Annotated in this window: 16 protein-coding genes; 7 read left to right on the top strand and 9 right to left on the bottom strand. The window is 46.4% G+C overall.

Features of this window, described 5'->3' with window-relative positions; genetic code table 11:
• Positions 1-262: 262 nt before the first annotated feature.
• Positions 263-1,114, bottom strand: coding sequence for a CDP-diacylglycerol--serine O-phosphatidyltransferase (gene pssA, locus AC27IB_RS02715; RefSeq protein WP_487118721.1), 852 nt, complete (start codon positions 1,112-1,114; stop codon positions 263-265).
• A 359-nt stretch (positions 1,115-1,473) separates the two neighbouring features.
• On the opposite strand from pssA, the gene xdp1 reads away from it, so the two are divergent.
• Positions 1,474-2,238 (top strand): exosortase-dependent surface protein XDP1, encoded by a 765-nt coding sequence (gene xdp1, locus AC27IB_RS02710; protein WP_487118719.1) that lies wholly within the window; start codon positions 1,474-1,476, stop codon positions 2,236-2,238.
• Between the two features lie 94 nt (positions 2,239-2,332).
• Positions 2,333-5,119 (top strand): XrtA/PEP-CTERM system TPR-repeat protein PrsT, encoded by a 2,787-nt coding sequence (gene prsT, locus AC27IB_RS02705; RefSeq protein WP_487118717.1) that lies wholly within the window; start codon positions 2,333-2,335, stop codon positions 5,117-5,119.
• 80 nt (positions 5,120-5,199) lie between these two features.
• Here the strand turns inward: prsT and clpB are convergent, their stop codons facing one another.
• The 4 genes from clpB to rluD all read right to left on the bottom strand — a co-directional run bounded on the left by clpB (position 5,200) and on the right by rluD (position 11,388).
• Positions 5,200-7,770: an ATP-dependent chaperone ClpB gene (clpB, locus tag AC27IB_RS02700; RefSeq protein WP_487118715.1), complete on the bottom strand. Its 2,571-nt coding sequence runs from the start codon at positions 7,768-7,770 to the stop codon at positions 5,200-5,202.
• A gap of 215 nt (positions 7,771-7,985) precedes the next feature.
• On the bottom strand, positions 7,986-9,596 hold the full coding sequence (locus AC27IB_RS02695) for a M28 family metallopeptidase (protein WP_487118713.1): 1,611 nt from the start codon (positions 9,594-9,596) through the stop codon (positions 7,986-7,988).
• Between the two features lie 87 nt (positions 9,597-9,683).
• Complete coding sequence (pgeF, locus tag AC27IB_RS02690) at positions 9,684-10,415, bottom strand: peptidoglycan editing factor PgeF (RefSeq protein ID WP_487118711.1); 732 nt, start codon at positions 10,413-10,415, stop codon at positions 9,684-9,686.
• Positions 10,405-11,388, bottom strand: coding sequence for a 23S rRNA pseudouridine(1911/1915/1917) synthase RluD (gene rluD, locus AC27IB_RS02685; protein WP_296047280.1), 984 nt, complete (start codon positions 11,386-11,388; stop codon positions 10,405-10,407). The genes pgeF and rluD overlap by 11 nt, the downstream gene beginning before the upstream one ends.
• Before the next feature lie 172 nt (positions 11,389-11,560).
• On the opposite strand from rluD, the gene AC27IB_RS02680 reads away from it, so the two are divergent.
• A complete protein-coding gene (locus tag AC27IB_RS02680; RefSeq protein ID WP_487118709.1) occupies positions 11,561-12,325 on the top strand; it encodes an outer membrane protein assembly factor BamD in 765 nt (254 codons plus the stop codon).
• A gap of 77 nt (positions 12,326-12,402) precedes the next feature.
• Here the strand turns inward: AC27IB_RS02680 and AC27IB_RS02675 are convergent, their stop codons facing one another.
• From AC27IB_RS02675 to AC27IB_RS02660, 4 genes are all read right to left on the bottom strand, one after another.
• On the bottom strand, positions 12,403-14,823 hold the full coding sequence (locus AC27IB_RS02675) for a putative bifunctional diguanylate cyclase/phosphodiesterase (protein WP_487118707.1): 2,421 nt from the start codon (positions 14,821-14,823) through the stop codon (positions 12,403-12,405).
• A 173-nt stretch (positions 14,824-14,996) separates the two neighbouring features.
• Entirely contained in the window at positions 14,997-15,692 is a 696-nt protein-coding gene (locus tag AC27IB_RS02670) for a ChrR family anti-sigma-E factor (protein WP_296047273.1), read from the bottom strand.
• Entirely contained in the window at positions 15,685-16,296 is a 612-nt protein-coding gene (locus AC27IB_RS02665) for a sigma-70 family RNA polymerase sigma factor (RefSeq protein ID WP_296047270.1), read from the bottom strand. The genes AC27IB_RS02670 and AC27IB_RS02665 overlap by 8 nt, the downstream gene beginning before the upstream one ends.
• A gap of 69 nt (positions 16,297-16,365) precedes the next feature.
• A complete protein-coding gene (locus AC27IB_RS02660) occupies positions 16,366-16,941 on the bottom strand; it encodes an LON peptidase substrate-binding domain-containing protein (protein ID WP_487118704.1) in 576 nt (191 codons plus the stop codon).
• Between the two features lie 184 nt (positions 16,942-17,125).
• Between AC27IB_RS02660 and AC27IB_RS02655 the strand changes: the two genes are divergently transcribed.
• Genes AC27IB_RS02655 through AC27IB_RS02640 form a run of 4 tightly spaced genes read left to right on the top strand, consistent with a single transcriptional unit; the run spans position 17,126 to position 20,286 of the window.
• Entirely contained in the window at positions 17,126-17,560 is a 435-nt protein-coding gene (locus AC27IB_RS02655) for a nuclear transport factor 2 family protein (protein ID WP_487118702.1), read from the top strand.
• Positions 17,557-18,267 carry an SDR family NAD(P)-dependent oxidoreductase gene (locus tag AC27IB_RS02650; RefSeq protein ID WP_487118700.1) on the top strand — a complete coding sequence of 237 codons (711 nt, stop codon included), beginning with the start codon at positions 17,557-17,559 and terminating at the stop codon, positions 18,265-18,267. The genes AC27IB_RS02655 and AC27IB_RS02650 overlap by 4 nt, the downstream gene beginning before the upstream one ends.
• Before the next feature lie 19 nt (positions 18,268-18,286).
• A complete protein-coding gene (locus tag AC27IB_RS02645) occupies positions 18,287-19,549 on the top strand; it encodes an NAD(P)/FAD-dependent oxidoreductase (protein WP_487118698.1) in 1,263 nt (420 codons plus the stop codon).
• Positions 19,549-20,286 carry a DUF1365 domain-containing protein gene (locus AC27IB_RS02640; protein ID WP_487118697.1) on the top strand — a complete coding sequence of 246 codons (738 nt, stop codon included), beginning with the start codon at positions 19,549-19,551 and terminating at the stop codon, positions 20,284-20,286. The genes AC27IB_RS02645 and AC27IB_RS02640 overlap by 1 nt, the downstream gene beginning before the upstream one ends.
• Positions 20,287-20,289 lie beyond the last annotated feature (3 nt).

The raw sequence follows: 20,289 nt of genomic DNA, 5'->3' as shown, positions 1-20,289 counted from the left end.
AAACCTGCCGAAGCGGGATGCGTATAATACGCTTTTGGTTTACTGCGTCAACACTTTTTTGAAAATTTATTTTCGAAGCATTGTCGCTGCATACCGCTTCACATAAGGCTTTGCCATATGTCGGGTTGGCCTGTTTGGGCGTTCCCTGTTGAAGAGGGGCGCATTCTACGCATCTGGTTTTCAACGTCAACCATTATTTCGCGATAAAACTAAAAAACGCGACCGTTTGGTCGCGTTTTAATCAATCAGTATATTTACCGTACTAATTCGACGTTTTTTCGTCTTTTGGTTCTTTTATATCGTCTGTGCTCTGCCCTTTAACTGGCGTTTCTTCTGTGTCTTCCGCACTGACCTTGGATACAAAATCAGCATCTTCTACCTGATCGCCAACCACATCACTCAACGTCACCTTATCAACCGTTCTAAATGTGTTAATTGGGCCTGCCAGTGCATAAAGTGCAAATACAATAAACAACACTAAGGCTGGCTCTGTTGCCACAATGATAAATATCAGCAATATGACTAACAGTGCGACAAACGGCACCTTGCCGTTCCAGTTGACTTCTTTAAAGCTGTTATATTTAAAGTTACTGACCATTAACAGACCGGATAAGCCGGTAACCAGCGCAACAATCAGTCCAATATCGTTACCATTAATATCGTACTCGACACCTAACCAGACAAATCCGCACACAACGGCGGCCGCTGCCGGACTGGCTAGCCCCTGGAAGAAACGTTTGTCGGCAACACCAACCTGAGTATTAAAGCGTGCCAGCCGCAGTGCAGCACCTGCTACATAGATAAAGGCAGCAAACCAACCGAGCTTACCCAAATCACTGAGACCCCAGTTATAAGCCACTAACGCAGGCGCCATACCGAATGACACCATATCGGCCATGGAATCGTATTCCGCACCAAAATCACTCTGGGTATTGGTAATTCTGGCCACCCGTCCATCCAAACCATCAAATATCATGGCGACGAAAACTGCTACCGCTGCAGCTTCAAAACGCCCGTTCATCGAAGACACTACAGCAAAGAAACCTGAAAACAGCCCGGCGGTGGTTAGAAGATTCGGTAACAAATAGATACCTTTATGTTTACTCTCTGACATGATTTTCTCTATAGCTACAAACGGTGCACATTATTTCATAATCTCAATGGACATGCTTAACGATTTTAAGTTTCAAAGCATTTCTGCTTTTATATACCTCAATACCTACGTGGTATAACTACTTATCAGATCATATACATATCACTTTGACTATTACTTATAGAATGCAAATCAAGGGATTAAGAAACTGCCATGTTGAAGCACTTTCTCATCCATATCCATGTCAGGATAATTTACACTGACCGTAAAATTAACTGACAAATAATTCTAACCTATTGAATTTATAATATTTTAAATTTTGGATCACTTTTTGCTTAAGATGTTTTAGCAAGAATGCGTAGTTAATGAGGAAGTGAAGTATGCGGTTTAACTGTAATAAGACAGTTCTGGTTCTGAGCACCATTGGTTTATTCGCGGCAAGCCTAGCCAATGCAACAACAACAGTATCAACATTTGATTTTACTAGTTCCAGTAACTTTTCGAACACATCTAGCGGAGACGGAAACGTTTACGAGATTTCACAAGGTGGACTAAACCTGGATATCACCGCGTATGCAGATACTGGCAATAACGGTGAAGTAGAAACGGCGGAAGTATCATCAAATAATCATGGTTTGCTTGTCTATAACCAGGACAATAACGATGGTCACTACGTTGATAACAGTGATCAGAGAGACATGCTGTTATTTGATTTTAACAAATCTGTAGCTTTGACTCAGTTGAATATAGGCTATTCGTCAAACGACAGTGATATGGTGGTGATTGGTTTTAATACCTTACCGTCATATAGCAGCAGCTCTACATGGAGCTCAATTGCCAGTGCAATTACGGCCGGAACGCATGCCGTGTTCGAAATTATTAACCACGGTGCAACCTCAGGTTGGGAGAGCTTTAACAATGGCGGTTTTGAATCACAATATTGGTTAGTGGGTGCATATAACAAATATTTTGGTTCTACCAGCGGTTACGAGAATGGCAAAGATTACGTTAAGATTGCTGGCATCATGACTAGTCATGAAGATAGCAATACTACCCCTCCGGTAGAAGCTAACGCGCCTGCGTCACTTGGTTTAATGGCTGCAGCGCTTGTATTTATGTGGAATCGCCGCAGAATACATAAGTAATTATTTTCTTATGACATAAAAACCCCGCTAAGCGGGGTTTTTTTATACCTGTAAACCCTTCATAATCAAGTCAAATAGATAAGACAGAAGCAATATGAATAACTTACTAAAAAGCACATTTGCCTGTGCGATACTTTTATTATCAAACTCATCGATTGCCCAGGATAAGTATGAGGCAGCACTAAGCGCATTTAATCAGGAACAAGTGGGTGAAGCTTACATATTGTTAAAGAACACCTTAAGAGATAATCCGGATCATCTTCCCTCCAAGTTATTGATGGGCAGGATCCTTCTTATTGACGGATTTATTCTGGATGCCATCGATGAATTCAAAGAGTCTCTGCAACTTGGCGCCGATAAAAATCTAGCACTGCCTTATTTGAGCACCGCTTATTTAATGCAGGGTGAATATGATTTGGTAGTAAACCTTGCAGACAGCCAGTCCATTTCGACGGAAACCAAAATTGCACTTAAATTAAATGCTGCAAGTGCGTATATAAGACAAAACAGGCCAAAAGAAGCGGAATCAGAATATCAACAAATATTAAAGCTATCGCCAAATAATTTAGTCGTTGTCAGTGCCTACGCAGATATGTTGATATCGGTTGGTAACCTTGACGGGGCTGAAGATTTATTGCTTGGCTATCGTACAAAAATCCCCTCTTCTGCGGTTCTATTACACGCTTTTGGCAAACTGCAACATGCCAGAGGGCAAAAAGAAGAAGCTCTGGAAACCTTTAAAAAGGTCGATAGTCTGCAGCCATCTAATCCACTTTTCATGCGTTCATTAGCGGCTGAGCTCGCAGAATTAGGTGACTATGAGGAAGCTCGCAAAGTCATTACAAAAATTGAGCAACAAACCCCGGCAGATATTCAAATCCGTTTATTAAAAGCGCGCATCCTGGCGTTAACCAAACAACAGTTTGAAGCAGATAAGATCCTCCAGCAACTTACTCAGGAACTTAGTTTACTCGATGAGAAACAACGTAATGAACGAATTCAGCTCAGCGTTGTTACAGGTATAGTTGCCTATATTAACCAAAACTATGAACTCGCCAGTACAGAGCTGGCTCGTTACGTATCGGAGCGCACCCCCTCTCCAGAAATTATTGGTATGTTGGCCGATTCCCTTCTGCGTTTTGGCTATTACAAAGATGCGATAGCCGCGCTGGAAAAACACATTAATGTGGTATTAAAAAATCCCGATGTTGGCGTACTGACCTGCGAGCTCTATATTTCGATTCGCCGAAACTTTAAATGCGAACGTATGCTACCTGAGCTTCAGAAAACCTACCCAGACAATACTAAAGTTAAACTCATCCATGCCAAACTGTTGATGAGTAAGCATCAATATCAGGCAGCCAGTGATTATCTAGATGCCAACTTAAAAAACAGTAAGGAAGAATCTGTTGCAGAATTAAAAGCGATTTTGTTTGGCCAGATTGGTGACTTTAATAACGCTTTTATTCAGGCATCGTATTTAACAGAAAAATGGCCGGACAACCTGGCATATCAAATTATCAGAGCGGATATTGCCATTCGACTTGGTCGAACCGAAGAAGCCACAGAAATAGTTAATAAAGCCCTTCGATTAGAGCCTAATCATTTAGGCGCTAAAGTTGTCAAAGCACGAATTGCGTTCCAGCAAGACAAACGAGAAGAAGCCATCGAACTCCTTGAGTCTGTAGTAAAAGAAAAGCGTGACAACCTGTCAGCATTGCTACTGTTAGGCCAAATTTATACACTGGAAAAGCAGTTCGATCTGGCTATTGATCGACTATTGATCGCGAAAGCGCTCAATGCCTCGAGCCCTGAACCTCGGGAACTACTCGTTTCAATTTACCGGCAGACTGGCGATCTGAAAAATGCCATCTCAGAGATAAATCAATTACTCAATCTTGATAGATTGAATTCCGAATACATGTTGAAAAAAGCCGACATTTTGATAGAGCAGCGCAACTATCCCGACGCAGCCTCTCAGCTCAATGTGGTTTACGCAATCTGGTCAGATAAACCATTTGATTTACTGCGCCTTAGTAAAATTCAGCGTTCAGCACTGGATTTAGAAGGAGCAGAGAGATCGATAAAACGCGCCATCGAATTGAACCCCAAATGGGAGCAGGCCCATGCTGAATTTATTAATTTTCTTATTGAGCAATCCAAGCTTGAGTCAGCAAAAGAGAAACTGTCTACTTACTCCGAAATGTTTGGCGAGAATGCTAATTATCTGGTGTTACAAGGAGACTTGCTCCTAGCACAGAATGAAGTAGAAAAGGCTTTTTCTAATTATTTAAAATCTCACCAATCAATGACCAGTTTTAATCTGCCACTGTTAAAACTCTATGTTATCGCTCAGCAAAATCAGCAGTACAGAAGTAAATTTATCAACTATGTAAAAGGACTCACGTCAAAAAGTAGTCAATCAGTATTGGTTAGACAGATCCTCGCTGATGCACTGATGTTGGACAAACAATATGACGAAGCAGAGCGTATATACACGGCACTTCTCGACGAAGAGAAACTTCCCCAACGCGCTTTTATTTTAAACAACATGGCAAATATCTATACTAACAAAGACATAGAAAAAGCCCTGAATTTCAGTCAGAAAGCACTGGAAATTTCAGGTAATTCAGCGCCCTTACTGGATACTTACGGTTGGCTGTTGGTAACGGCAAATCAACTAGAGAAAGGCCTGAATACACTGCGTAGGGCATATGCAGTCAATTCTGAAGATCCGACAATTCAGTATCATATTGCTGCAACACTAGACAAGCTGGGTAAGAAAGAAGAAGCCAAACAAGAATTACTTCGTAACAATACCTTGGATAAAGTGTTTCCGGATAAAGCGGAAGCAGAAGAGTTATTTAATCGACTGAAATAAACATACATCCGATTATATTAAGCTCACGACAATAGGAAAAAGGCTGCCTCTGGCAGCCTTTTTTGCATCAGGTCAGAGTATTAATACACAATTAAACTATCGCCATCCACATCAATACGAATAGTGGACTCTGGCAAGATAGCGCCCGACAGCAGTTGCTGCGCCAGTGGGTTTTCTACCTGTGTCTGGATGGCCCGCTTGAGCGGTCTTGCACCAAACACTGGATCAAACCCAGCGTCAGCCAGCTTATCCATTGCCGCAGCAGATAATTCAAGTTTATAGCCTTTATCTGCCAGCCGGGCACGCAGCGCCGCCAGTTGAATCTTAGCGATGGTTTTAATCTGCTCTTTACCCAGTGGGTGGAAGACCACTATATCATCCACCCGGTTAATGAACTCCGGACGGAAATGCTGCCCCACCACATTCATCACCATCGATTTCATTTCTTCGTACTGATTTTCCTGATGCTTATCCTGAATAATGTCAGAGCCCAGGTTAGAAGTCATGATCACTACGGTATTCTTGAAATCTACAGTGCGGCCCTGGCCATCGGTCAGGCGACCATCGTCCAGCACCTGCAGTAAAATATTAAACACATCCGGATGGGCTTTCTCTACCTCATCAAGCAGGATCACGGAATAAGGCTTACGGCGCACCGCTTCGGTTAAATAACCGCCCTCTTCGTATCCTACGTACCCCGGCGGCGCACCTACCAAGCGTGCCACGCTGTGTTTTTCCATAAATTCCGACATATCTATGCGGATCATGGCCTCTTCGGTATCAAACATAAACCCGGCCAGTGATTTACACAGCTCTGTTTTACCTACCCCGGTTGGTCCTAAGAACAGGAACGAACCAATGGGTCGGTTTGGATCGGCCAGCCCTGCACGTGAACGGCGAATGGCATTGGACACTGCGTTAACAGCCTCATGCTGACCCACTACGCGTTTGTGCAGTACATCTTCCATTCGCAATAGCTTATCGCGCTCGCCTTCAAGCATTTTCGACACCGGAATCCCCGTCCAGCGCGACAACACATCAGCAATTTCAGCATCCGTAACCCGGTTTTTCATTAACAGAGTTTCTTTGTTCTCGTTTTCGGCGGCTTTTTCCAGCTTCATCTCAAGCTCAGGAATACGGCCATACTGTAACTCAGACATCCGGTTTAAATCCGAGGCACGGCGAGCAATCTCTAAATCCAGCTTGGCTTGTTCCAGCTCAGATTTAATCGACTGGGTGCCCTGCATCGCCTCTTTTTCTTCCTTCCAGATTTTCTCCAGTTCAGCGAACTTAATTTCCGCCTGCTCACGTTCCAGCTCAATCATTTCAAGCCGCTTGTGACTGGCATCATCGGTTTCTTTTGCCAACGCCTGCTCTTCCAGTTTAAGCTGGATAATACGGCGCTCAAGGCGATCCATCTCTTCCGGTTTAGAATCAATTTGCAGGCGAATACTTGAAGCAGCTTCATCAATCAAATCGATAGCCTTATCGGGCAACTGCCGGTCACTGATATAACGGTGTGACAACGTGGCAGCGGCGACAATTGCCGGGTCGGTGATATCTACCGAGTGGTGCAATTCGTAACGTTCCTTTAGCCCTCGTAAAATCGCGATGGTATCTTCCACACTGGGTTCATTTACCAGTACTTTCTGGAACCGGCGTTCCAGCGCGGCATCTTTCTCAATGTATTGACGGTACTCATCCAGAGTGGTGGCGCCCACACAGTGTAATTCGCCGCGGGCAAGTGCTGGTTTGAGCATATTACCGGCGTCCATTGCGCCGTCTGATTTCCCCGCCCCAACCATGGTGTGTAACTCATCGATAAACAAAATGACCCGGCCTTCTTCTTTGGCTAGTTCGTTAAGAACGGCTTTGAGCCGTTCTTCAAACTCACCACGATATTTGGCCCCAGCCACCAGCGCGCCCATGTCCAGCGACAATACGCGCTTGTCTTTTAAGCCTTCCGGCACTTCGCCATTAATAATGCGTTGGGCCAGCCCCTCGACAATAGCAGTTTTACCCACCCCAGGCTCACCAATTAACACCGGATTGTTTTTTGTCCGGCGTTGCAAAACCTGCACAGTACGGCGAATTTCGTCATCCCGGCCAATTACCGGGTCCAACTTGCCCTGTTCTGCACGTTCAGTGAGATCCGTGGTGTATTTCTCGAGTGCCTGACGCACGTCTTCGGCGTTAGGGTCAGTGACTTTCTGACCGCCGCGCATGGCATCAATGGCTTTTTCAATGGCTTCTTTGGTGACCCCCAGCTCGCGGAACATATCACCCAGCCGGCCTTTATCCTGAATACCGGCCAACACGAAAATTTCGGACGTAATATAATCGTCTTTTCGTTGCTGGGCGATTTTGTCACACAGGTTGAGCAGTACAACGCTGTCTTTGCCTAACTGTACTTCGCCGCCGATACCTTCTACCCGTGGCAATCTTTCAATCGCCTGGGACAGTGCAGAGCGCAGCGCATTCACATTTACGCCAGCCTGATCCAGCATTGAACGAACGGTGCCGCCCTGCTGATTTAACAATGCTGTCATCAAATGCACGGGCTCGATAAACTGATGATCTCTGCCCAAAGCAAGAGACTGCGCATCTGAGATCGCAATCTGGAACTTGCTGGTAAATCTATCTAAACGCATGGAAACCTCTTTTAACCGTGCTAATACCCTTGCTCTGTTTATGGGTATGAATAAATCCGGATTCAAGTAACCTGTATAAAAATTATGCGCAAATAATTACATAATTTGCGTCAGGTCAGGTATCTGGCTGATGTTAAGTATGGCTGATTTTGGGCGGGTTTAAAGGCGGAATAAAAAGCCGCCTGCGAATGCAGACGGCCAGCAGAAACAAACAGTTAGTCTTTACCCAGGGTAGAAAAGAAACTATCGCTGTTCCAGGCAGGACGTTCCGGCGCGTTGGCCAAATCCCGGGCAATGGCGTAATTGATTTCAACAAATTGCGCGGCCCACTCGTAATCAATAGGTAAATTTAAATCATCCGAAGGCATGTGATAATGCTTAGCCAGGAAGGTTTGTGGCGATACGGCAAGGGCATCTTTTACTTCAGTCGCAAGACTCGGCACTAAGAAAACAGCCGGTACACCCTGTTTAACAAAACTATACTGGTCGCTGCGAACAAATATGGCCTGCTCAGGCATCGGATCTTCAATCAGCTTCATTTCATTTTTCAGCAAGGTACTGCTAACCGTTTTTTCAAGCGAGCTATGGGTAGCGCCAAAGGCAATAATCTCGTTAGTACGGTAAGTCAGGATAGGCATATCCAGATTCACATTGGCAACAATGTTATCAATGGGCACCGTAGGATAAGTGGCGTAGTATTCAGAGCCTAACAGGCCCTTCTCTTCACCGGTCACAAAAGCAAAGATTACCGAGCGTTTAGGCTTTTCTTTGGCATGATGGAATTCGTGAGCGATTTCCAGCAGTGTGGATACTCCACTGGCATTATCCATCGCACCATTGTTAATTTTGTCTTTTAACACCGAGTTTTTACTCACACCAATGTGGTCTGAGTGCGCGCTTAAAATGATAAATTCATTTTTAAGCTTCGGATCAGAGCCCTCAATTACGCCAACAACATTGGGACTAGTGGTTTCACTGTGTACCGATTTCTTTTCCAGGGTGGCTGTCAGCCCCATTGGCCGTGGCGTCAGCGACTCATTATTTTCGATTTTCTCAAAAATCTCTTGCAGGTCGATGCGGGCCATCTCAAACAGGGTTTTACCTGCTTCCAGGCTTAGGGTTGCGCCGCCTTTCAGCGCCGGATAACCGTTGTTTACTTCACCCTCTTTGGTTAACCAGCGAGTGGACGGTGTTTTTACATATAACTTGCGCTTCTCGAAGGGTGATACTTTTTCAGAGGTCGGCGTGCTTACCACTATGGTTCCGATAGCACCGCTTTTTACCAGGCTGTCAGCAATCAGGCGTCGAAAGTGAGAACCTTCCTCACTGGGGAAGTCATGCGGTCTGTCAGACAAAATCACCGCTATTTTGCCTTTTAAGTCTATATTTTCGTAATCGCTATAATTAAGGTACGGTGCATCAATACCAAACCCAGCAAAAACCAGCTCGCCGGACACACTGGATGTTTCGTTGTTGATGTCGGCGCTCATGAGCATATTTTGCATAAACTCAAATTCAACGGAATCATCGCCGTCTGAGACCACCATTTTGGGCGATGACATATCCAGGGTCGCCTGCTTAAATGGCACTACCTGATAGTAACTCCCTTCTTCACCGGCGGGGGCAACGCCCATCTTTTGCAACTCACTGGCAATATACAGCGACGCAAAATCGTGCCCTATACTACCGGTGTCGCGACCGGCCAGCAAATCGTCGGCCAGCAACATCATATGGCCTTTAAAGCGTTCTGGTGAGGCCGCGTTTACGGCACTGGCGCATAACAATGATGCGGTTACGCCAACCAAACATGAGATAATTTTTTTCAACTGTCGTCTCCTTAACTTTTTTATTCTTTATAAGCTGTTACAGGCATCATAGTAGGAGAAAGGCAAAAAGGTGTACAGCACTTACCGCTATACGCCACACAACCCTATCACGCTGACCATTCGGCCGGTTTGCTGCTGTTGTTGGTGGGTCGCCTGACGGTGCGAAAAGAATCGCTCATCGGCATAGGTACAAAGCGCTGACGGGGTAATGTGCTGTAAGCCGAGCGAGGCTAACTGACAGCGCGCTATCATTGGCAGATCGAGCAGATATTTATCGGCATTATCAGAGCGAATAATAGCGCCCGGATACTGACTGAAATGACGGGCTACCTGCTCAGACACTTCATAACAAGCTTGTGAAATGGCTGGCCCTATCCAGGCTAGCAACGTATTGGCCGGCGATTGCATCGCGGCAATCGTGTGCTCAATCACCTTCAGGTGCAACCCTTTCCAGCCCGCATGAATGGCGGCCACTTCCGTGCCTGCTGTATTGCATAAGAGCACGGGTACACAGTCAGCCGTCATCACAGCACAAAGATGTTCGGGCGAACGACTTATTGATGCATCGGCTTCTGTGATTGCGGTTGGCAAAGTCACCACCTGATGACCATGTACCTGATTTAACCAGTGCAGTTTCTCATGATGGGGCAGCAGACTGCGGTTGCGACTCACCTGCTCGGCACTGTCGCCCACATGATTGCCTACATTCAGGCTGGCGTAGATACCTTCACTGCTCCCCCCTTGCCGGGTAGTGCAATAGGCAGTGACACTGGCCGGCGCATCCCAGGCCGGCAAAATCAGCGGAAGATCAGAGTTCATCCAGGCCAAATTGCTTAGTGTCCTGGCGAGTACTTTCGATAAGACTAACCATATCCTCTGGTAACGGCGCCTGCCAGGTCATCCACTCATCGGTTTGCGGATGGTACAGAGATAACTGCGCAGCATGCAGTGCCTGTCGCTTGAAGTTTCTTAACGTGTCAGCAAATTCTTCGCTGGCACCTTTGGGTAAGCGCCATCTGCCGCCATAGGCCGGATCGCCAACCAATGGATGCTTAATATAAGCCATATGGACACGGATCTGATGCGTGCGACCGGTTTCCAGTTTCAACCGCACGTGGGTATGAGCACGGAATTTCTCGATAACCCGATAGTGAGTCACTGCGGGTTTACCGAACTCGCGGACCGCCATGTGTGTACGTTTCGTCGCATGACGACCAATCGGCGCATCAACAATACCTCCGGCAATCATAGTGCCAAAAGCAAGCGCTTCGTATTCGCGACTCATCACCCTGCCCTGCAATTGCTCTACCAGATGGGTTTGAGCTGGTAACGTTTTAGCCACCACCATCAGACCGGTGGTGTCTTTATCGAGGCGATGGACAATGCCGGCTCTGGGCACTTTATCGATATCCGGCACGTGGGCCAGTAACGCGTTCAATAGCGTGCCGTCCTGATTACCGGCACCGGGATGAACAACCAGATCGGCGGGTTTATTAATTACCAGGATCTGATCGTCTTCATAAACGATGTCCAGTTCTATTTTTTGCGGCACATTGGCAACCTGCTGGGTAATTTCGGCCTCAACCTCAATTAACTCATCACCGGTCATTTTTTGACGCGGGACTTTGCACACTTCGCCATTTACCGTTACATTACCTGCCAAAATCCATTCTTTTAACTTTGAACGGGAATAATCAGGGAACAAATCTGCAATTACCTGATCTAACCTCAAACCAAAGTGTTGGGATTCAGTTTGCGCTGCTAATGAAATCTGTGAACTTTGTTGTACCATAACCGCCTAAAGTGGGAACACAAAAGGCAGATTATAACAGGTTTGGCAGCAGAGGCTGTTTTCTTTTGGAGTTTATGTGGTGTTTGCGTTTAAGAGTACGTTAAAATGCCAGACAGAAAACTGTTTACCCTTGCAGTAAAAAATTAATTGTGTACCAGGAACCAGTAGTACTATGAAAATAAACCGTTGCATTGCCCCCCTGCTGATTAGCGTTTTGTTAACCGTGACAGGGTGTTCATCCTCAAGCAAAGAAGATCAGGTGATGAATGCAAACCTGGGCGCGCAGGCACTTTACGACAAAGCACGTCAGAGTATGGCGAATGGTAACTTCGCCGCGGCCGCCGACTCTCTGAGTGCGCTGGACTCCCGCTTTCCATTTGGCCCACTGTCTCACCAGGTACAGTTAGATTTGGTTTACAGCTATTATAAATCCGGCAAGGTTGACCAGACTCTGGCCACCATCGACCGTTTCATTCGCTTAAACCCTAACCATGCTGACGTAGATTACGCGTTTTATATGCGCGGTCTGACCAACATGGAAGCCGATAACAACCTGTTCCAGGAACTCGTAGGTATTGATACTACCGATCGCGACCCGAGTAAATCCAAACAGGCTTTTGACGATTTCAGACGTTTAATCCAGCAATATCCGGATAGTAAGTACGCTGCTGATGCGCGCCAGCGTATGGTGTTTATCAAAAATCGTCTGGCCAGTTATGAAATCTCTATTGCCCGCTTCTATATGCGCCGTGAAGCGTTTATTGCGGCGGCAAACCGAGGCCGTTACGTGCTTGAATACTATCCGGACTCAGATCAGGTGCAACAGGCGCTGGAAATTATGGTGTCGTGCTATGAACAGTTAGAGCTCACAGAATTACGCGATAACGCCATGAAAACGCTGAAACTGAACTTCCCGGACAGTGAGTTCATTAGCTAACACACTGTTTACCCCAACAAAAAAGCAGCCTGAAGGCTGCTTTTTTGTGAGCGCTAACCGTTAGCTTACACCGCTCATCAACTTTTAATAAAGGCCAGGAAGTCGCAAAGCGGTAACGGCTTGCTGTACAGATATCCCTGAGCCAGCTGACAGCTTTCATTTTCCAGAAAAGCGTGTTGCTCGGAATTCTCAACCCCTTCTGCCACCACCTGACAATTCATATCCCGTGCAATGGAAATAATACTGCGGGTAAGATTACTGCTCGACACATCGGCAGGGATATTGGCAATAAAGCTACGGTCAATTTTCAGGGTATCGATGGGCAGTCGGTTTAAATAAGACAATGAAGAATAGCCAGTACCAAAGTCATCCAGCGCCAGGGTAAAGCCTTCCTCTTTGAGACTAACCAGGGTGGCAATGTCTACGTCAATCAGAGCCGTCTCAGTTAATTCAATCTCAAATTGATCAGCCGCTAAATTAAACTCGCCTAACACCCTGCGTAGCGACTTCAACAGGTTCTCATCAGCCAGCTCACCGGCCGAAATATTCACCGCTAGTCGGAATGTGGCTGGTACAAATTCACCGATTTGGCTAAACGCGTCACATGCTTTAATCATGATGCAGTGAGTCAGGCGGCCCATTAAACCGGCTTGTTCAGCAAGCGGAATAAACACATCCGGCGGAATTCGCTCGTTATCGCCTGTGGTCCAGCGCGCCAGGACTTCCGCCCCTTCCACATCACCGCTGAGCAAATTGATTTTAGGCTGTAAAAAGATATCAAGCTGACAATTATCAATGGCTTCTCTGAGCAAACTTTCCAGTGTCAGCGAAGAGCGGCGTGTCTCAGTCATAGATTCCTGATAAGCCTTTACAGTGCCTTTGCCAATTCCTTTGGCCCAGTACAACGCGGTATCGGCTTGCTGATAAAGCTCTGTGAGGGTTGAAGCAAAGGTCGGGAATAAACTAATGCCGATGCAACAATCCACATACACCGGCACTGGTGAATCGATATCAATTGGATAACTCACCTGCAGGCGCATGGCGTTTGCCAGTTGCAGTGCTTCGCCGGCAGTGCTGATACCGTCACAATAAACCGAAAACTCATCGCCACCGATACGAAACAGTTTGGCACCGGCAGGCAGAACCTGAGATAGCCGGCGGCCCACCTGCATCAGTAATTTATCTCCCTTAAAATGACCGAGGCTGTCATTAACCTGCTTAAAGTTATCCAGGTCGATGAGTAACAACGCGGCCTGACTGCAGTCCCGGTTCTGATCATTGGTGGTTTCGGCCAATAAACGTTGCAGCGCACGGCGGTTGGATAAGCCGGTCAGAACGTCGTGATGGGCCATGTGGCGCAGTTCTTCACGAACATCCACCAGCTCAGAGATATCGGTTAATGAGGCGGTGTAGTTGCACACCTGTAGATGCCGGTCCAGCACAGTCACCAGGGTTAGTAAACCAAAATGGGCTTTATTATCGATGTGCCAGGAGACTTCAGCCGACCAGGATTTTGTCTGACTGAGCTGCATTTTAACCTGTGTCAGGTTTACCGGTGTTGAGAATAACTTAAACAGCGCTTTATGGTTTAACTCGCCAATGCTCGACGTGGCAAACAAATGTTCGAGCGCCGGATTGGTTGATACAACCTGAAAATCACTATCCAGTACTGCCATCCCTTCCCGACTGTGCTCAACAACAGTTCTGGCCTGTAATAGCTGCTGCTCATTTTGTTCAAGCTTACGCACAATATTACTGGAGCTGGATAACAACATTCGCCAGTTGAGCAAGGGGTCATTAAGCGCTTTCTCCATTCTTGCTCTGTTGGTCAGCATAAACAGAAATAAATAGGACCCAAAAGTAACAGCAATAATCGCTTTACCGCTTAAATTGCCGATGATAAGTCCGAACACCTCACTGGATACACCCATTGCCAACACCGGAAACAGCACGCCATCCATCAGAATGATACTGACGAAGCCCAGGCTGTAGGCGAGACTAAACAGAAAGTGGTTAGGTAACACTCTTTTTAAGCGGTCAAACACAAAAACCAGAAAATACAGTTCAGCAATGATCAGGAGCGCGCCTAGGACAATCAACGGCAGTGACAGTTCAAACAGGCCCACAGGCACATTAAGGGGATTGAGCACATCCGTTGCGTTCAGCGTTTCAGCAATACTGGCGAACAACAGGACTTTGAAAATCGACACCGTGACCACCAGGCGCATGATGTTTTGCAGGATAAACGGGTCATTTTCTATAAAGGCCATCATGATGCAGGCCATCATAAACCCACCGTATGCGATGGTACCGCCGGATAAGCTGATATCACCGGGTAAAACGACTGAATAAACAGCGCCAAGAAATCCGCCCATAATGAGCACCAGACTGACATAGATGTACAGCGAGACCCGACGGGTCTGAGGATTTTTTTCAAATGTCAGGAGCAAGGGGAACAAGCAGTAAATGCCAACCTGAACCAACAACTGAGCAACCATCCAAAAGTCACATGTTCTGCTTATCGTTGGATACAGAATACCAATGAACCGCAAGAAGCACCACAAGAGGATGGAGAATAACGACGCAAGTCACCCGTTAAGATGGATTCAGGGCAATGGCAGAAACTGATTTTACCCCACACAAACAAAAACAGGCCTGATGGCCTGTTTCATTACCTGAAGAATAAATGGCTGAACGGATTGAGCAGCCGGGCGATCCCCGAGGTAAAATGAAGGGGTTGATCGACGATACTGAACACCAGACACCCTTCGTTGGCGTTTGAGGCCGGTGCATGAGTGTGATCGCCATTCATATAAATGAAATCACCTGAATCATATTCGTTCATGCCATCGGAGAACTCTCCGTTGATCACCAGTGTCATTTCAGACCCCCGGTGAGTATGTTCTGGCACCGAGCCCCCTTTTTCCATGTATATGAAGTTGGCCACACCGTCATAGCCCATATCAACTGGCGCCTGCCATAGTTTTCCTACCAACGATGACCAGTTGCCTTTCTTTTGAATCAGGCGATGCAACGTTTTAGGTAACTCGAAAGTTTTGCCGTCTAACTCAATTGACGTGCTCATCGTCTGCGCGGCAGACAATTTTCGGGTTTGCACATCAGGCGCCTCGGCGACCGGTTGTTGAGTAATATTAGCAAGCATCAAATCGAACTGCGGATCGTAACTCTCTGCCGCGTTTTCGAGCTCGAGATGATCCATTGCGAACTCCGCCGTTTTGTCATCGACGAGTTCCCGACAGTATTTACACATATCGCAGTGGGCAGACACCATTAACGACTCGGCTGGTGCCAGGGTTCCCGTCACAAACTGCTCAATGAGATCAGGGGTTGGGTGGAACTTAATCATAATCGCTTAACATACCTTTGAGACGCTGCAAAGCAAGCCGGGTTCTGGATTTTACAGTACCTAGAGGAATATCCAGTTCATCAGCAATTTCCTGCTGTGACTTCCCGTCGATGTAAATGGCCTCTAATACTACTTTCTGTTTCTCTGGCAAATCTTCAAACAAATGACCGATTTGCTCCAATGTAACCTGATCGTCTAACGACTTCTCATTCGCGTCGGGTGTTTGTTCGCAAAGCACTGGCCATAAATCATCAGCACAAATGTCTTCCTTGCGATTCTGAACTTTACGGAGCATATCAAAGCGAATGTTTCTGGCGATGGTAAAAATCCAGGTAGAAGGAGAACCTTTTTCCGAATTGAAGAGGTGCGCTTTCTGCCACACATTGGACATTGTGTCCTGTACAAGCTCCATGGCCAATGCTTCATTGCCCAATTGCTTGAGTGCGTAAGATCTCAGCCGCGGGGCAAAAAAGCCGAACACTCTGGCGAATGAGGCTTTGCACCTGTCCTGCGCTACCTTTACCAGATAGTCAGACATTTCAACTGCACACTCTTTCGGTTCTACAGCGCTGTTTTCGTGTTCCAATGGTATTCCAACAAGCATAGTTTTCGGTCCGATTTATTCCGTATGTGCTAATCCATACGCAACAAATTATGATCTGGATCAAAAATATTACCGCACCAAGTCATTTATATAGTTTAGCACCTTATCGCAGTTTTGTTCGCTCAAAAACGCTTGTTTGTTTGCTGCATCTACCGGTAATAACTCCAGCCAGCGATATATCACCCACAGTGGTTCTGAAAACTTAAGTTCGGGATAAAGCCGTGCGATTTCAGGATATTTGTCATAAATCAGCTGCAACTTGTCGCGTAACGGCTCGATAACGCCGTCATCTATTTCGGCAGTCCAGTCAGTGATACGTTCACACTGCCCTGTCCTCAGGCCGTCCGCCTCAGTAGCTATTGTGTTTATCTTCACACAATACTGGCCTTCCACCTTGATCCCAAGCAACCCATCTTCGAGCAAGTCGAAATCGACAATCTTGCAGAGTGTCCCAATCGGAAAAATATGTTCGTTTTTACTTAAATCGCCGCGCGAGTTAAGCATGCACAAGACAAAGCACCCATCACCTGCGCAGGCTTCCTTTACCATCCGAACATAGCGGGGCTCAAAAATTCTCAGGGCCATGTGGCCACCCGGTAATAAATGAGCAGATAACGGAAACAAGGGCATACTGACTACTTGCATAATGGGATATCTTTCACAAAGTTAATAGGGAATCACTGTCCAATACGCCCTCATTTCTGTTTTGGATCTTAAAAGCCAGAAGAGATTGCAACAGGGCTGAAAATAAATACACCATTGATGATCTAAGCCTTCCTGCAATCGGTATTATCAAGCATAAACTTTACCGATTACGGATTTTTTTGCAGTGACATTTAATGAACGTTTCAGGCAGTTATACGAAGATCTAGCCAGCATCGACATTAACGATCTTGCGCTGGTCTATCATCAGGACATTGAGTTTGTCGATCCGGTAACCCGTCATCAGGGCCTCTCAGCAGTCAAAAAATACTTTGCAAACCTGCTGGATTCGGTGGACACCTGCCAGTTCACAATACACGCTTTACAAGAGTCAGCCAGCACCGAAGGGTGCTCTTACAGCCATACGGTTGAGTGGACGATGACGCTGCAGTTAAAAAATAAACCAAATATTATTTCAGTCGACGGCGTGTCATTACTTAAGGTCCGCGACGAAAAAATTCATTATCACCGTGACTATTATGACCTTGGAGAAATGGTATATGAACATGTGCCATTGCTAAGGCACCTCATTGGTTTTATCAAAAAGAAGTTAGACTCATGAAAACGATACTCATTACCGGCGCAACGTCCGGCATCGGCGAAGCCCTGGCTAATCATGCTGCATCACGCGGCTATCAGGTAATTGCCTGCGGGCGCAACCAGGAAAAGCTCGATAAACTGTCTGGTTATCAGAATATTCAGACCTTGAAGTTTGATGTCACCGATGAGCAAGCCACTAAGTCGGCGCTGGCAGAAGTACGTTTCGACATTGCAGTGCTCAATGCTGGCACCTGTGAATACGTGGATTTACCGGAATTTGAGCCTGACATGTTCAGACGGGTACTCGAAGTTAACTTTTTTGGCATCATCAATTGTGTAAGCGCTCTGCTGCCTAACTGCCAGGCCGGTAATCAACTGGTCATCATCGATTCCATGGCCAGATTGTTTCCCTTTACCCGCAGTCAGGCCTATGGCGCAAGTAAAGCCGCCGTGCACTACTTTACTCAAAGCATGAAAATAGACCTGAAATCGCGCGATATTCTTGTCCAATCTGCCTCACCGGGATTTGTTGAAACGCCGCTGACCGATAAAAATGACTTTGAAATGCCAATGAAAATTACGGCTCAGGAAGCCGCTGAATCACTCCTCAAGGGGATCATTAAACGGCAGAGCAACATCTACTTCCCGACCGTTTTCGGGGTAATACTACGAACCTTATTCCGCTTACCTGGCAGACTCCAGGTATGGCTTTCATCAAAATTACAATAATCAGGCTGGCGGTCTTCGCATGAAAAAAAACATTGCTATTATTGGCTCCGGAATTTCAGGGTTAACCTGCGCCCATTTGCTGCATAAACAGCACAACATTACTCTGTATGAGGCCAATGACTATATAGGGGGGCACACTGCGACGAAAGATGTCACCGTGCAAGGTAAGTCATGGGCCATTGATACCGGATTTATTGTTTTTAATGACTGGACGTACCCGAATTTCATCAAGCTACTGACCAGTCTGGGGGTGGAATACCAGCCAACGGAGATGAGTTTTTCCGTCCGCCACGAAGGCACAAATATTGAGTACAACGGACATAACCTGAACACGTTATTCGCTCAACGGCGTAACCTGCTAAGACCGAAATTCTGGAAAATCGTTAAAGATATTGTTCGCTTTAATACCCTTTGCAAAGAGACTATCGAGCAAGAAAAAGATATCAGTTCACAAACGCTGTCATCGTTTATCGAACAACACGGCTTCAGTGACGACTTCAGCGAACACTATATATATCCCATGTGCGCCGCTATCTGGTCGGCCAGCCTGGAGCAAACTAAAGCGTTCCCGCTGACATTCTTCTTACAGTTCTTCAATAATCACGGGTTATTAAACATTAACGACCGGCCCCAGTGGTATACCATCAAAGGCGGCTCCCGGGAGTACATTGCGCCGCTGATTGAGCCATTTGCCGAGCGGATTCGATTAAGCGCACCGGTGAGCCGGGTTGAACACGATAACGGAGGGGTTTCGGTAACCACAGCAGCAGGGCAAACCGACCGCTTCGATGAAGTTATTTTTGCCTGTCATAGTGATCAGGCTTTAGCCATGCTGGCCGCACCGACCGAAGCTCAGCATCGTATCCTTAGCGCGATTGGTTACGCCGAAAACGATGTGGTGCTTCACTATGACACTCACCAACTCCCTCAACGTAAAGCGGCATGGGCGAGCTGGAATTACCGCTTAACCGGCGATCCTCAGGAACAGCAACGTCCCGCCGCCGTAACCTATGACATGAATATACTGCAATGTCTGAACGCCCCGGAGACTTTTTGTGTAAGCCTAAACACCTCAGGTATTGATGCAAACAAAGTGCTGGGGACTTACCGCTATGCCCATCCTCAGTTCAGTCCCAAAATGGTCAGTGCTCAGCAGCAGCGGGACACCATTTGTGGTATTGATGGCATCCACTTTTGTGGTGCGTACTGGTACAACGGTTTCCACGAAGACGGTGTGCGCTCAGCCCTGGATGTGTGTCAGCGATTTGGAGCCAGCCTGTAATGGAAAGCGCGATCTGCACCGGGGTGGTTAGCCACGAACGTTTTACCCCCACTCAGCATGCCTTTGAATATGGTATCGCGATGATGTGGCTTAACCTCGATGAGGTCAATCAACTGGCGCATTCGGTAAAAGGCTTTTCTAACTGCCGCACAGCCGCTTTTGAATACCGCCGCAGTGATTATCTGGGCGACTCGTCATTGCCACTGAAACAAGCGGTCATTGCTCGCATTAATGCGTTGTCAGACACCAGTAATCATCTAAGCGGTGATGTATTTCTTCTCGGCCAGGCACGCCACTTCGGACTGTATTTCAGTCCGGTTAATTTTTATTTTTTACGCAATAAGGTCAGTGGTGAATTCACCCATATGCTGGCCGAAGTCAGTAATACGCCATGGAACCAACGACACCATTACCTGGTTGATCTGGCCAGGCAGGAAAACACGCCGAAAGCATTTCACGTCTCGCCTTTCAATCCGGTGGACATGGTCTATAAATGGCATATACAGCAACCGTCTGAGGCATTCTCAGTGGGCCTAAGTTGTTATAAGAAAAACAAACACTTCACCGCGATTATGCATTTAAAACAAAATTCATTAAACTCAAATACGGTTAGAAGCGTAATTAAATCGATACCGAATATGACACTAAGAACTGTCATCGGAATTTACTGGCAAGCGGTTAAATTATGGATAAAGCGCACGCCGGTATATTCACATCCGATAAATAGTCAGGAATAACTC

It is taken from the genome of Alteromonas sp. 4NH20-0104, assembly GCF_057547795.1.
The sequence above is the reverse complement of the archived record's forward strand: the minus strand, read 5'-3'. Positions and strand labels throughout refer to the sequence as shown.